The organism is Streptomyces canus (assembly GCF_001514145.1).
In the GTDB taxonomy this organism is placed as follows: Bacteria; Actinomycetota; Actinomycetes; order Streptomycetales; family Streptomycetaceae; genus Streptomyces; species Streptomyces canus.
The window spans coordinates 248222-262355 of sequence record NZ_KQ948657.1; the positions used below are offsets into that span (position 1 = coordinate 248222).

12 protein-coding genes are annotated in these 14134 nt (G+C 71.2%); 5 read left to right on the forward strand and 7 right to left on the reverse strand.

The window, feature by feature from the left end:
- Positions 1-28 precede the first annotated feature (28 nt).
- On the reverse strand, positions 29-2263 hold the full coding sequence (locus AQJ46_RS05965) for an ABC transporter family substrate-binding protein (protein ID WP_059204601.1): 2235 nt from the start codon (positions 2261-2263) through the stop codon (positions 29-31).
- 298 nt (positions 2264-2561) lie between these two features.
- Here AQJ46_RS05965 and AQJ46_RS05970 point away from each other — a divergent pair, with 298 nt between their 5' ends.
- The 4 genes from AQJ46_RS05970 to AQJ46_RS05985 are packed head-to-tail and all read left to right on the forward strand — an operon-like array spanning position 2562 to position 6427.
- Entirely contained in the window at positions 2562-2852 is a 291-nt protein-coding gene (locus AQJ46_RS05970) for a hypothetical protein (RefSeq protein ID WP_057610020.1), read from the forward strand.
- 19 nt (positions 2853-2871) lie between these two features.
- Positions 2872-3708 carry a hypothetical protein gene (locus tag AQJ46_RS05975; RefSeq protein ID WP_059204602.1) on the forward strand — a complete coding sequence of 279 codons (837 nt, stop codon included), beginning with the start codon at positions 2872-2874 and terminating at the stop codon, positions 3706-3708.
- A 17-nt stretch (positions 3709-3725) separates the two neighbouring features.
- A complete protein-coding gene (locus AQJ46_RS05980; RefSeq protein WP_059204603.1) occupies positions 3726-5660 on the forward strand; it encodes a fumarate reductase/succinate dehydrogenase flavoprotein subunit in 1935 nt (644 codons plus the stop codon).
- On the forward strand, positions 5657-6427 hold the full coding sequence (locus AQJ46_RS05985; protein ID WP_059204604.1) for a succinate dehydrogenase/fumarate reductase iron-sulfur subunit: 771 nt from the start codon (positions 5657-5659) through the stop codon (positions 6425-6427). The genes AQJ46_RS05980 and AQJ46_RS05985 overlap by 4 nt, the downstream gene beginning before the upstream one ends.
- Here the strand turns inward: AQJ46_RS05985 and AQJ46_RS05990 are convergent.
- Genes AQJ46_RS05990 through AQJ46_RS06000 form a run of 3 tightly spaced genes read right to left on the reverse strand, consistent with a single transcriptional unit; the run spans position 6408 to position 8824 of the window.
- Positions 6408-6713 (reverse strand): hypothetical protein, encoded by a 306-nt coding sequence (locus tag AQJ46_RS05990; RefSeq protein ID WP_159063995.1) that lies wholly within the window; start codon positions 6711-6713, stop codon positions 6408-6410. The two genes, AQJ46_RS05985 and AQJ46_RS05990, sit on opposite strands and share 20 nt — an antisense overlap.
- 5 nt (positions 6714-6718) lie before the next feature.
- The gene (locus AQJ46_RS05995) at positions 6719-7690 is read right to left on the reverse strand and encodes a phosphotransferase (RefSeq protein WP_059204606.1); all 972 of its coding nucleotides are present in this window, start codon (positions 7688-7690) and stop codon (positions 6719-6721) included.
- Between the two features lie 45 nt (positions 7691-7735).
- Positions 7736-8824, reverse strand: a complete 1089-nt coding sequence (locus tag AQJ46_RS06000; RefSeq protein ID WP_225887254.1) for a glycoside hydrolase family 18 protein — start codon at positions 8822-8824, stop codon at positions 7736-7738.
- 141 nt (positions 8825-8965) lie between these two features.
- On the opposite strand from AQJ46_RS06000, the gene AQJ46_RS06005 reads away from it, so the two are divergent.
- Positions 8966-10288, forward strand: a complete 1323-nt coding sequence (locus tag AQJ46_RS06005; RefSeq protein ID WP_225887255.1) for a hypothetical protein — start codon at positions 8966-8968, stop codon at positions 10286-10288.
- A gap of 15 nt (positions 10289-10303) precedes the next feature.
- On the opposite strand, the gene AQJ46_RS06010 is transcribed toward AQJ46_RS06005, so the two are convergent.
- From AQJ46_RS06010 to AQJ46_RS06020, 3 genes are all read right to left on the reverse strand, one after another.
- Positions 10304-12931, reverse strand: a complete 2628-nt coding sequence (locus AQJ46_RS06010) for a SpoIIE family protein phosphatase (RefSeq protein WP_059204608.1) — start codon at positions 12929-12931, stop codon at positions 10304-10306.
- A gap of 272 nt (positions 12932-13203) precedes the next feature.
- A complete protein-coding gene (locus AQJ46_RS06015) occupies positions 13204-13611 on the reverse strand; it encodes an ATP-binding protein (RefSeq protein ID WP_059204609.1) in 408 nt (135 codons plus the stop codon).
- A 95-nt stretch (positions 13612-13706) separates the two neighbouring features.
- A complete protein-coding gene (locus tag AQJ46_RS06020) occupies positions 13707-14114 on the reverse strand; it encodes an NUDIX domain-containing protein (protein WP_059204610.1) in 408 nt (135 codons plus the stop codon).
- Between the last annotated feature and the right edge of the window lie 20 nt (positions 14115-14134).

Below are 14134 nucleotides of genomic sequence, written 5' to 3' on the forward strand. Positions count from 1 at the left end.
GTGCCTCCCGGGCAGGGGCTCGCCGGGCTCAGTCCGCGGACGGCCCGGCCGAGGCTTTCACGCCCTTCTTCAGGAAGCCCATGTCCTCGTAGACGGGCGTCTGGAATCCGAAGGCACCGGCGTTGACCACGTCCTTCTTCGCGGCGGTCAGCTGGGGCCGCTGATAGAGCGGGATGGATCCGGCGGCGGCCCAGATACGGGAATCGGCCTTGCGGATCAGGCTGCGGCTCTTGCCCTCGTCGAGAGTGGCGACGGCCTGGTCGAAGAGCTGGTCCACCTGGTCGGTGCCGACCCGCGTGTAGTTCTGCTCGACGTTCAGCGAGCCGTCCGCGGCCGGCACCGGCTTCGCGAAGATCGGGCGGGCGTCGGTGGCGGGGAACGCGGACGAGGGCCAGGAGTACAACGCGAGGTCGTACTGCCCGGACGCGATGTGGTCCTTGAAGTAGCTCTCGTCGGAGACCTTGGAGATCTCCGTCCGGATACCGACCTTCTCCAGCATCGAGGAGATCCGCCCGGCCACCGTCCGCAGGGTCCCGGACCCGGGCCCCGACGGCAGCACGAACCGCAGGGCGAGCGCCTTGCCCTTCTTGGCCAGCACCTTCGTCGCCCCGGCCGCCGGAGCCGCCGTGCCCTTCGGGGCGTAGGCCCCGGGCGCGCCGCCCTGCCTCAGCTTGTTCGCGTACTGCTTGCCGTCCTGAGCGAGATGCTGAGGACCGTCCGCACCCTTGTGGTGGTCCTTGGGCTCCTTGTCGTCGCCCTTGTCGTCCTCACCGACGACATACGTGCCGTCGTCCTCCTTCTCGGAGTCCCGCCCGGTCTTCTTGCCCTCGGCCCCCGCGGCCTTCTCGCCCTTCTTCTTCTCCTTCTTCTCCTTCTCGACCTTGCCGCCGGCCACCCACCCGGCGTCCGCGAGGAGTGCCTGCGCCTCCTCGGTGTCCTGGCCGCCGAGCGCGCCGCTGTTGTCGGCGTAGGCGTCCTGGCCGGAGAGCGCGAGGTGACTGCCGACCGGCACGGCCGGCAGCCCGAGCGGGGAGAGGACGACACCGGCCAGCGCCTTGCGGTCGATGGCGCGGGCCACGGCCCGGCGGACCCGCTCGTCGGCGAGCGGGCCGGAGGCGCCGTTGAGGGCCAGCTGGGTGTAGGCGGGCTCCAGGGACCTGCGGACCTCGAAGCCCTTCAGGGCAGTCTGCTCACGCTTGTAGGCGGCGAGCGCCCTGCGCTCCTTCTGCCGGGCGCTGAGCTCCTCGTCGGCGTCCTCCTCGTCGTCGCCGTGAGCGAGGGCCCAGGCGCGCAGCGCGTCGGCGGCGCTCAGGTTGCCGGCGGAGCCGTGCCCGGGGAGTCTGCCCGGCCCCGCGAGGGGGCTGCTGCCGGGCTTGGCTCCCGCACGGGCCGCGAGGCCGATGCGGCCGAGGGCCTCGGAGTCGACGTCGGCGAGCTCGATCTCCCCGGCGGCCAGCGCGGCCGCCCGCTTGTCGCGCGGCACGGCGCGGAGCACGATCTGGTCCAGCTTGGCCGGGTGGCCCCACCAGCGCGCACTGCGGGTGAGGATGACCTCGTCGTCCTTGCGGTCGACCTTCTTCAGGGTGAAGGGACCGGCGGTGACCTTGAGTTTCTTGCGGGCGGAGTCGTTGAAGGAGTCCGGGGTGCCCATGACGTCCTTCGGGTACAGCGGTGAGAACAGCGAACGCCAGTCGGCGTACGGCCGCGCGAAGGTGACCCGGACCTCCAGGTCGTCGGCCCCGCGTTCGATCTTCTCGATGCGGTCGTAGCCGGCGTTGCGAGCGGTCCAGTACGCGGAGTCCTTGCCGGACAGGGCGCGCCACTGGGCGGCGAAGTCTGCGGCGCCGATCTCCCGGCCGTCGCTCCACACGGCCTGCTGGTTCAGCTTGTACAGCACGACCTGCTTCGGCTCGGTCTCGACGACCTTCGCCGACTCCAGGTAGTCGGGATGGACCTGCGGGCGCCCGTTCGCGTCGAGCCGGTACATCGACGGGAGGACCGCCTGGGCGACGGTGGTGCTGGTCGCGTCCGCGTCCGACTGGAACGTGTTCAGGGTCTCCGGTACGGCGTCCACGGCCCAGTGCAGGGTGCCGCCGTCGGCGACCCGGTCGCGGGCGGCGGGCGCGATGTCCTGCGCGGCGAGGGGCTTGCTCCGCTTCTCCTCGGAGCTGCACCCGGAGAGCGCGGTCACCGCGAGCGCGCCCGCGGTCAGGAAGGCGACCGAGCGCGTGACCGCGCGCAGTCCGACGCCGTCGTTGGACATCTCTGCTTACCTCCGGGAGCCGCGGGCGTTATGATCACTTTTGGCGGTATATGGAGCTGATCACATGTATGCGGCCACTGAAGAGGAAAGGGTTCGGCAACGGACGGCGACACGGCGACAACGACCGGGAAGCCCACCCGTGCGGCGCAATCGACGGCGCACGAGGGGCGCGCACGGAGGCTCACGATCCGCCAATCCGTGCACGTCCCTTCACACCGGCCGGTGTGACGCGCAACACTCGCAGGCGCATGACCGTTCCCGTCCAGGGCATCCCCGCCCACGGAAGTGAGGTCACGTCATGTCCGTGAACGACGAACTGGTAGCGGCACAGCGCTCGCTCGACGAGGTGCTCAGGTACGTCAAGCGCCTGGAGCAGCAGCTGGGCAGCAGCGGTCTGGAGATGCGCCGTGTGCGGATCGACGCCGACCGGCTGCGCGAGAGCCTCGCGCTGCTGAAGGAGACCGACCCGGCGCTCGCCAAGGCGCGCCGCCCTGATCTCGTCTCGATCTCCGACACCCCGTACGACAACACCCTGTGGACGGACTCGGACGACGAGGGACTCGGCGCCCGCGACCGCCGAGCCCCCTGAACCCGACCGGAGTCAAGAGTTGGCCACTGGTACGGAACCCCCCGACACCGAATCCCATAGCGCCCGCGGCGGCGTACGCACCGGTACGCGCGCCGCGATCGACGCCTCTCACCTGCGCACCGACCGCTGGTGGCTGGCACCGGCGGTCACCGCCGCCGGGCTGCTCGCCTTCATCGTGTACTCGACCTGGCGGGCCTTCGCCGACACGGACTACTACGCGGCCCCGTATGTCTCGCCGTTCTACTCCCCCTGTCTCGCCGAGCGCTGCGAACCCATGCGCCACGGCCCCAACTGGGAGATCTTCGGCAGCTGGTGGGGCATCTCCCCCGCGATCATCATCCTGATCTTCCCGCTCGGCTTCCGCCTGACCTGCTACTACTACCGCAAGGCCTACTACCGGGGTTTCTGGGCGTCCCCGCCGGCCTGCGCGGTGGCCGAGCCGCACAAGAAGTACACCGGTGAGACCCGCTTCCCGCTGATCCTGCAGAACATCCACCGGTACTTCTTCTACGCCGCGATCGTGGTCGCCGGGATCCTGACCTACGACACCGTGCTCTCGTTCCGCAACGAGCGGTACGAGTGGGGGCACATGGGCCTCGGCACCCTCGTCTTCCTGATCAACATCGTGCTGATCTGGGCGTACACGATCTCGTGCCACTCCTGCCGGCACATCGTCGGCGGCAAGCTCAGGCACTTCTCCAGGCATCCCGTGCGCTACCGGATGTGGCAGTGGGTCGGGAAGCTCAACGCCAGGCACATGCAGCTCGCCTGGGCGTCGTTGGTGAGCGTGGCGCTCGCCGACTTCTACGTGTATCTCGTCGCCTCCGGCGCTTTCGACGATCCGCGCTTCTTCTAGATTGAAGGTGCCTTCTGATGTCCGTGGTCGACCGGCAGGAGTGGGACGTCGTCGTGGTGGGCGCCGGGGGTGCCGGTCTCCGCGCCGCCATCGAGGCCCGCGAGCGCGGTGCCCGTACGGCCGTGATCTGCAAGTCGCTGTTCGGCAAGGCGCACACGGTGATGGCCGAGGGCGGCATCGCGGCCAGCATGGGCAACGCCAATTCGAACGACAACTGGCAGGTCCACTTCCGCGACACCATGCGCGGCGGGAAGTTCCTCAACCAGTGGCGGATGGCCGAACTGCACGCCCAGGAGGCCCCGGACCGGGTCTGGGAGCTGGAGACCTGGGGCGCCCTGTTCGACCGTACGAAGGACGGCCGGATCTCGCAGCGCAACTTCGGCGGCCATGAGTACCCGCGCCTCGCCCACGTCGGCGACCGCACCGGCCTCGAACTGATCCGCACGCTCCAGCAGAAGATCGTCTCGCTCCAGCAGGAGGACCACAAGGAGACCGGTGACTACGAGTCCCGCCTGAAGGTCTACCAGGAGTGCACGGTCACCCGGGTCCTCAAAGACGGCTCTCGCGTCTCCGGAGTCTTCGCCTACGACCGCGAGACCGGCCGTTTCTTCGTCCTCGAGGCCCCGGCCGTCGTGATCGCGACCGGTGGCATCGGCAAGTCCTTCAAGGTGACGTCGAACTCGTGGGAGTACACCGGCGACGGCCACGCACTGGCGCTGCTCGCCGGCGCGCCCCTGCTGAACATGGAGTTCGTCCAGTTCCACCCGACCGGCATGGTCTGGCCGCCGTCGGTGAAGGGCATCCTCGTCACCGAGTCGGTCCGTGGCGACGGCGGGGTGCTCAGGAACTCCGAGGGCAAGCGGTTCATGTTCGAGTACATCCCCGACGTCTTCAAGGAGAAGTACGCCCAGTCGGAGGAGGAGGGCGACCGCTGGTACGAGGACCCGGACAACAACCGGCGCCCGCCCGAACTGCTCCCCCGCGACGAGGTGGCCCGCGCGATCAACTCCGAGGTGAAGGCCGGCCGGGGTTCCCCGCACGGCGGGGTCTTCCTGGACGTCTCGACACGAATGCCCGCCGAGGTCATCCGGCGCCGGCTGCCGTCCATGTACCACCAGTTCAAGGAGCTGGCCGACGTCGACATCACGGCCGAACCGATGGAGGTCGGGCCGACCTGTCACTACGTGATGGGCGGTATCGCGGTCGAGTCGGACACGGCGGCGGCTCGCGGGGTGCCGGGGCTGTTCGCGGCCGGTGAGGTGGCCGGCGGCATGCATGGCTCGAACCGGCTCGGCGGCAACTCCCTCTCCGACCTGCTGGTGTTCGGACGCCGGGCGGGCTGGCACGCGGCCGAGTACGCGACCGGGCTCGCTGCGGACCGCCCGCCCGTGGACGAGGGCCAGGTCGACGCGGCGGCGGCCGAGGCGCTGCGGCCGTTCTCGGCGGAGGGGGCGGAGCCCGCCGTAGGCCCTCCGGAGAACCCATACACCCTGCACCAGGAGCTCCAGCAGGCGATGAACGACCTGGTCGGCATCATCCGCCGCGAGGGTGAGATGGAGCAGGCCCTGGAGAAGCTGGCGGATCTTCGGGTCCGGGCCCGGCGGGCCGGGGTCGAGGGGCACCGGCAGTTCAACCCGGGCTGGCACCTCGCGCTGGACCTCAGGAACATGCTGCTGGTCAGCGAGTGTGTGGCGCGGGCCGCGCTGGAGCGGACCGAGTCGCGCGGCGGCCACACCCGCGAGGACCATCCGGCGATGGACCGCGAGTGGCGCCGGATCAACCTGCTGTGCCAACTGACCGACCCCACGGGCGGGTTGGCGGCGACCGACCCCGTCCGGGGCCAGATCGACCTCACCCGCGAGACCACCGACCCCATCCGCGCCGACCTGCTCGCCCTCTTCGACAAGGAGGAGCTGGTCAAGTACCTCGCCGAAGAGGAGCTGTACGAATGAGCGGCTACACGGCCCACTTCAAGGTGTGGCGGGGCGATGTGAAGGGCGGCGACCTGGAGGACTTCAAGGTCGAGGTCAACGACGGCGAAGTGGTGCTGGACATCATCCACCGCCTCCAGGCCACCCAGGCGCCCGATCTCGCCGTCCGCTGGAACTGCAAGGCGGGCAAGTGCGGTTCCTGCTCCGCGGAGATCAACGGGCGGCCCCGGCTGATGTGCATGACCCGCATGTCGGTGTTCACCCAGGACGAGACGATCACGGTCACCCCGCTGCGGGCCTTCCCCGTGGTCCGGGACCTGGTCACGAACGTCGGTTTCAACTACCAGAAGGCGCGCGAGGTCCCGGCGTTCGTGCCGCCGCCGGATCTCGGGCCGGGCGAGTACCGGATGATGCAGGAGGACGTGGACCGCTCGCAGGAGTTCCGCAAGTGCATCGAGTGCTTCCTGTGCCAGGACACCTGCCATGTCGTCCGCGACCACGAGGAGAACAAGACGGCGTTCGCGGGCCCGCGCTTCCTGATGCGGGTGGCCGAACTGGACATGCACCCGCTGGACGCGGCCGAGGAGTCCGGCCTGGACCGCAAGAAGACGGCCCAGGACGAGCACGGTCTCGGCTACTGCAACATCACCAAGTGCTGCACGGAGGTCTGCCCCGAGGGCATCAAGATCACGGACAACGCGCTGATTCCGCTGAAGGAACGGGCTGTCGACCGCAAGTACGACCCGCTGGTGTGGCTGGGCTCGAAGATCAGGAGGAGGTCTTCCTAGCCGGTTTCATGGCCTGCCGCTGGATGTACAGCCCCGCGGCGAACACGGCCATGCCGCTCATCGAGACCGGGAAGTTGCCCCTGTCCGGTCCCTGGAGCGGGCCGACGAACAGAAACGTGCCGATCCCGGCCATGGCGACCAGGGTGCCGTAGCCCCACACGCGGGGCCGCAGCACCTTGGTCCGCCCGCGGCCCGGCATGATCCATCCGGTGGTGATCGCGGCCATGGAGAGCACGGCTCCGACCACCAGGAGCAGGACCGCCAGGATCTCCAGTACGTCGTGCATACCGATCATCGTCCCATGAGCTCCAGCACCCTGACCAGGTTGGATTCCGCGATCTCCCGCATTCCGTCCGGGTTCGGGAAGTCGCCCTCGATCAGGCGGAGGGGGCCGGCGACCAGGGACACGTGCATGGCGAGGCGGTACAGGCGCATCCGGTCCTCGTCCAGGCCGGGGGCGCGCAGGACGTCGTAGTGCTGCGGCCCGAAGCGGATGCGCAGGAAGACGTGCTCCCACTCGACGTCGAAGTACATGAGCCCTTCGATGTCGATGAGGGCGGGCCTGCCCTGGTCGTCCAACAGGACGTGGTCGGCGCCGAGTTCGCCGTGGACGAGGGTGTGCCGGGCACGGGGCCGGACGGCTGCGGCGAGACGTCCTACGGTCTCCTCGAGCTCCTCCCGTACGCCGGCGATCCGTTCGTCCCGTACGGCGGCCTGCTCGATGTGGCGCAGGGCGCCCTCGGTGATACGCCGGGCGGCCGAACCCGACGACGAGGTGCCGCCGTTGTCGACGAGTCCGACCTTGCCGAAGGCGGGGCCCTCCTGCGCGTGCAGAGACCGGAGTTCGGCGGCCAGCAGCCCCAGCGCGGCGCGACCGGCGACCGGGTCCCGCTCCAGGGCCTCCTCCAGACTGCCGCCCCGCATGTCCTCGACGACCACGGCGTCCATGGTGGTGTCGGCGTACAGGAGGCGGGGGGTGCGCACGCCGGCCGCGACCAGCCGGTCGTGGGCGGCCGTGAACACGTCGGGACCGGTGCCGGCGGAGAAGGGGTCGCGGGGGTCGGAGGGGCCGGCGTCCCAGTAGTCCTCGTCCGGCGACCAGACGTAGGCGACGACCGTCGTACCGTCGTCGAGGGCCAGCCGGTAGACACCCTTCTTGCTGCCACCGCGGAGCCGGGTGACGCCGGTGAGGGCGCGGCCGGTCGCGGCACGGGCGAGGGGGGCGAGGTCGTCGCGGGTGAGGTGTCTGCGGGTGGTGGTCATTCGGCAGATCGTCGCAGTGCGGTGCGCCGGACCGCAGGTGGTTTTCTAACGGACCCAGTCCTTCTCGTACGCCGTCCAGTCCGCCTCCGTGGCCGCGAAGTCGACGTACAGCGCCACGCCGAAGTTCGCGCGGTCCGCGTCCGTGCGGGAGAGCCCGAGGCGGACGCCCCGGACGGCCGCGGGGACGGTCTCGGCGAAGGACCAGTGGGCGAAGTTGTCCTCCCGGTAGAAGGGCAGGCCCATCAGCAGGTCGGTGGAGTCGGGGGTGACCTCCAGGGCCAGTGAGGTCTGCTGGGCGACATAGCCGCCGTACAGGCTCTCCAGGGGCGTGGCCGTGTCGTACGACATCACCGCGATCTGGTCGACCCGGCGCGCGACCTGACCGAAGTAGGCCTGCGACCACCACTTGGGGTGCCCGGTGAGCGTGCCCGCGACGGAGTGCAGTGCGGGGAGCGGGTCGATCTGGTGGGCGGCGACGGAGAGGGGCACGCCGTGGGCGCGGGTGAGCCGGTGGAGGGCGTCGAGGAGGTCGAGGTAGTCCTTGTCGCCGGAGTGCAGGGGCTCCAGGTCGAAGTGGGCGCCGTCGAATCCGGCGTCGAGGATCTGACGGGTGGACCGTACGACGGCGGCTCGGGTGTCCTTCTCGGTGAGGCGCAGTCCGTCCGGGCTCTCGGTGGCGAGCTTGTCGCCGAGCCACGCCTGCACCCGGATGCCGGGGGCCGCCTTGTGCACGGCGCCGATCAGCCACCGCGCCCTCGGGTACGCCGACCCGGGCAGCGTCCCGTCGTGCTCCAGGGGCCCCACGTGGACGTACAGGTCCCGGATCCCGGTGTCCCGCAGGCGCCGGGCGAGGGCGCTGACGTCGGCGTCGGTCTTGCGGCCGTCCACCCAGGCGTGCCCGAGCCAGATCGCGTCCTTGCCCCGGGTGCGGGTGCCGTCCGCGGGGTCGCCGGCGTAGTTGAGGCGCAGGGCGACGGCGACGGTGAGGAGGGGAAGGAGGACGACGAGCGCGAGCGCGATCAGACCCCCGCGAATCCAGCGGCGGCGTGTGGGCCTCGGCGTCGGTGCCTCCTTCTCCGCCTCACCGTCCCCGTCCCCGCCCCCGTCGACCTGTATGTCCCGCACCTCTGACATCCGCTCCCCCACTCCCCTCGCGTACCCCCGCCCGTCCCACCCCGCTCGCGCCCCCGCATTCCGGCCCATACGCTCCGAAACGTGACGCCATCCTTGATACGGGGCCGACCGCGGCGAGGCCGCTCGCACATATCCGCGCGGGTGGCACATGCCCTGCTGGGCGTGGTCGCCGGGGTCGCGTGGCTGGTATTGCCGTGGATGACGATCAACGACGACGCTCCGGTTGCAGGCGCGCGCACGAGCGCCGCCGTCCCGGCGGAGGACGAGTCCTCCAGCACCGACCTCGTCCTGCCGGTGGCCGCGCTCGCCGTGGTGCTCGCCCTCGCCGCCTACGGATCCGTCCGCCGGATACGCCGCACCCGCAGCCGTACGACCCCGGCGGCCGCCGGCACGACCCATGTCGGCGCGTATCCCGCTCCCGGGACCCAGCCCCCGCTCACCGACCTCGACGACCGCTCCCAGGCCGCGCTGGTCGACGCCGACAACCGCCTGCGCGCCTTCCGGCAGGAACTCCCCTTTGCCGAGGCCGTGTCCGGCCCCGAGGCGGTGTCCCCCTGCGCGACGGCGGCCGAGGCGGCGGAGGCCGAACTGTCGGCCGCGTGCGCGATACGGGCGCGGTACGAGGGTGGCGTACCGGAGGAGGCGGCCGCCCTCGCCGGAGTCGTGGGCCGCTGCGAGGAGGCCGAGCGACGGCTGACCGCCGCCGGGGAGAGCCTGCGCACCCTACGGGCGCTGGACCGTGACCCCGCCGCGGCCCTGGCGTCGGCCGAGGCCCGCTTCCGTGAGCTGACCGCGCGCACGGCAGGGGCGGAGGCGACGCCCCTGGACGACTCCGTCACCGGGTATCTCGAGCTGGCCAAGGACGGCCTGGTCACCGCCACAGAGCACCTCAACCAGACCCACCAGGCCACCGCCTCCGGCCGGCCGGACGAGGCGGCCCACCACCTCCGCGCGGCGGAGACCGCGATCTCCCGGGCGGACGTGCTGGTGACGGCCGTGTCCCGGCTGCGCTCGGCGCGCACCGAGGCCGCCCGGCTGATCCCGCCCGCGCTCACGGGCGCGGAGGCGGAGCTGGCCCCCTTCCGCGACAGCACCGCGTACGAGGGCGAGACCTACGCCCGGCTCCTGCACGCCGACGCGGTCCTGGCCGCCGTACGACAGGAGACGACGTCCGGACAGCCCTACGACCCCCTCGGCGTCCTGCGTCGGATCGTGCAGGCGACCGCGCCCCTGGCGACCGGCCGGTCCGGGGTACTCGCGGTGGCCGCGCTGCTGGTAGCCCGGGAGTCCGTGGCCGCGGCGGACGACTACGTCACCGTCCACCGCGAGGCCGTCGGTGCCGCGCCCCGCGTCCTGCTGTCGCGGGCTCGGCGCACCGACGAACTCCCGCGGGCGGACGCCCTGGCCCGCGAGGCGCGTGACCTCGCCGAACAGGACGTCCGCCTGCGCGGGCACCCCGCCTAGAAGCAGGCCCAGGACTCAGAACAGGCTGAGCAACGCCTCCGCCGGATCCACCATGCCGTTCTGCCCGTCGGGCAAGGGCAGTTCGAACCACACCGTCTTGCCGAGCGGTGTACGGCGGGAGCCCCAGGCCGCGCTGAGGAGACCGACCAGTTGCAGGCCCCGGCCGCCCTCGTCGGTGTCGCGGGCGCGGCGGCGGCGCGGCTGGACGAGCCCGGAGTCCCAGACCTCGCAGACCAAAGTGCGGTCCAGCAGGAGCCGTAGCCGGATGTCACCCTCGCCGTACCGCAGGGCGTTGGTGACGAGCTCGCTGACCAGGAGTTCCGTGGTGTCGACCAAGGGTTCCAGGCCCCAGCTCAGCAGCTGGCCGCGCGCGTACTCCCGGGCCTTGCCCACACTGCGGGGCTCGCGCGGCAGGGTCCAGTCGCCGACCGAGTCGGCGGGCAGGCCCTGGACACGGGCCATCAGCAGTGCGATGTCGTCCTCGCCGTGGTGGGTGTCGAGGGTGTTGAGGACGTGGTCGCAGACGTCCTCCAGGGGGGCGGAGGGGTCGGTGAGCGCTCCTACGAAGGCCTGAAGACCTTCATCGAGGGGGTGATCGCGGCTTTCGACCAGTCCATCCGTGTAGAGCGCGAGCAGGGCGCCTTCGGGTAGTTCGACCTCGACCTCCTCGAAGGGCTCGCCACCGACGCCGAGCGGCATGCCGGGCGGCACGTCGAGCATCAGCGCGTCCTCGCCGGGCTCCACCAGGACGGGCGGGAGGTGCCCCGCGTTGGCGAAGGTGCAGCGGCGGGTCACCGAGTCGTAGACGGCGTAGACGCAGGTCGCGAGGTACACCTCCAGGAGGTCCGCCTCACGGGGGCGGCGGGCCGCCCGGGTGGCCTGCTGGACCCCGCCGGGTGCGCCGAGACCGCGGGCGATCTCGTCCAACGCGCTGAGCACCTCGGCCGGTTCGAGGTCCAGGAGGGCCAGTGTCCGTACGGCGGACCGCAGTTCCCCCATCGCCACCGCCGCCCGCAGACCACGGCCCATCACGTCACCGACCACCAACGCCGTACGGTGGCCCGGCAGTTCGATGACGTCGAACCAGTCGCCGCCGACCTCGCTGGGCCGGTCCGCGGAGGAGTTGCCGGGCAGATAGCGGCAGGCGATGTCCAGGCCGGAGGCGACCGGGTCGCCGGGGGGCAGGAGGGACCGCTGCAGTATCAGCGCCCGCTCGTGCTCCCGCCGGTACAGGCGCGCGTTGTCGATACAGACCGCCGCCCGCGCCGCCAGCTCCACCGCGAGATCCCGGTCCCGGTCCCCGAACGGCTCGCTGCCCTTGGTCCGGGCGAACTGCGCGAGGCCTACGACGGTGTCGTGGGCGACCATCGGCACGGCGAGCGTGGACTGCACGAGGCCGCCCTCCTCGGCCGGGATGTACTGCGGGCGTGCGGTGCGCAGGGCGTCCGCACAGGGCGAGTTGAAGGGGTAGTGGTGGACGGCGCCGACCGAGACGGGGTCGCCGGAGCCGATGAAGGGGGCGTCGGAGACCGCGCTGGCGAAGGCGACCCGGCGGAGTTCCGCGCTGCCGTCGGCGAGGCCGGGCGGGGTCTCGTCGCCGGCCAGGAGGCCCTGGTAGAGGTCGACGGTGGCCAGGTCGCAGAAGCCGGGGACGACGACGTCGAGGAGTTCGCGGGCGGTGGTCTCCAGGTCGAGGGAGTTGCCTATGCGGGCGCCGGCCTCGTTCAGCAGGGCGAGATTGCGCCGGGCGGCTGCTGCTTCGCGGGCGGCGGCGCGGCGGGCGGTGATGTCGGTTCCCAGCCAGGCGATGCCGATGGGCCGGCCGGACCCGCTGCGCACCCGGTACAGGTTGATGGACCAGTGGCGGCGCTCGTCGGAGCCCGGCAGAAAGCCCGTGACGTGCATGTCGGTGATGGAGTCGCCGGTCTCCAGGACCCGGCGCAGGGTCGCGGTGACCCGCTCGGCCTCGGGGCGCGGCAGATAGTCGTGGACGCCCTTGCCCCGGTGGTCGTCCGGGCTGCCGCCGAAGAGGGATGCGAAACGGTAGTTGACGCGGCGAACCCGCAGGTCGGGGTCGATCAGCACGAACCCGAAGGGAGATTGACCGAAAATCGCCTGCGAGGCGGCGAGGTCGGTCTCGATGCTGCGCAGTGTGCGCACGTCGACGACGATGCAGACGGCGGCCTTCTCGCCCTCCTCGGTCCGCGTCGGCATCACATAGACCTCGGCGAGACCCTCCCGGCCGCACTCCCCGTCGGCCGCCGACGGGGGCACCCGGAAGGGCACCACACCGGTCCACTCGCGGCCGTCCAGGATCTCCGCCATCTTGCGCTGGCCCTGCGCCCGCAGGTCCGGGTCGATGAAGGCCTCGATGGGGTCCATGCCGACGGCGTGCCGGGCGGGGATGCCGAAGAGCTGCTCGGCGCGCAGACTCCACTGCTCGACCAGACCGTCGGGGCCTATGGAGAAGGACGCGACCTTGATGTAGTCGTAGATCGAGCCGGGCGGGCTGCTCTGCCACATGGCGTCACCGGACGGCGGCTCGCCGGGACGGACATGCGCCACGGCATCATCCGCGGCCTCCGCCCTCGCGCCGTCCAACGGGTCTGTCGACTCCGTGGCCTTCGCTGGTATCTCGCTCACGCGAACCGTCCCCTCCAGCTCACCGCGTCCGGTACCGGTCACCGGGGGCGGCTGCCCGCAGTATCCAGCACTACGGCGCCGCACAACACGGTGTTCACGATCACAGCACGATCCCGACGGTTTTCGGTCCGGGCTGCGACAACACTTCCAGTCTTCTAACCAGCGGACACCTCCTCGAATCACGTCTGCCGACAACCGCCACCGGCCTGAACCAGTCGATGGACAGGGGCGGCGGTGCCATACAGGCGCTCAGCACCGCGATCAGGCCCTGTTCATCCCGCCACCGAGAGTTCGAACCAGACCGTCTTGCCCGTCACGCCGGGACGGGTACCCCAGCGGTGGGCCGCATGGGCGACCAGTTGCAGACCGCGGCCGCTCTCGTCGTCCAGGGCGGCGACCCGTTCGCGGGGCGGGTCGGGGAGGGGGTCGGAGACCTCCACCAGAAGGACGCCGTCGACGGCCTCGGGGCGGACCAGGCGGACACCGATGGGGCCGGTGGCGTGCCGCAGGGCATTGGTCACCAGCTCACTGACCAGCAGGGCGGCGATGTCGGTGAGGCCGTCGAGATTCCAGGCGGCCAGCCGGTCCCGGACAGCCGTCCGGGCCGCGCGGACGGCGCCCGGGTCCGCCGGGAACGTCCACTTGGCGCAGTCGCCTTCGGTGTCGATCACGCCGATCACATCCCGGGCCAGCCCATGTCCGCTTTCGTGGGGTTAAGGGGCACATACCCGATATCAGGCCTGCGGTACCGCGCCGAACGACGTAACAGGGGCGGCTAAGAGCCCGCGCCCCCGAGTGCCTCCAGCGAGCGCATCGCTTCCACGTCCTGGTCCAGCCAGTTCACGTCCCAGATCTCGTCCGGGGCGAGCCAGCGCAGTTCGTCGTGATCCTGCAGAGGCTTGGGATCCGGGGAGGTCGGGACGAGGCGGGCCGTCCATGCCTGGAGGACGTACGGCGACTTGAGGGGCCACTCGCCGGGGATGCGCGCCACGACCTCCACCTCCACCCCCAGCTCCTCCCGGAGCTCGCGCACGAGGGCCGCCTCGGGCGACTCCCCCTCCTCCACCTTGCCTCCGGGCAGCTCCCACTTGCCGGCCAGAACAGGAGGTGCGCTGCGGCGGGCTGCGAGGAGGCGGTCGCCGTCGCACAGGGCGGCCGCCACCACCACGATCCGTTCCGTCATGCGCCGGAGCCTACGGGAGG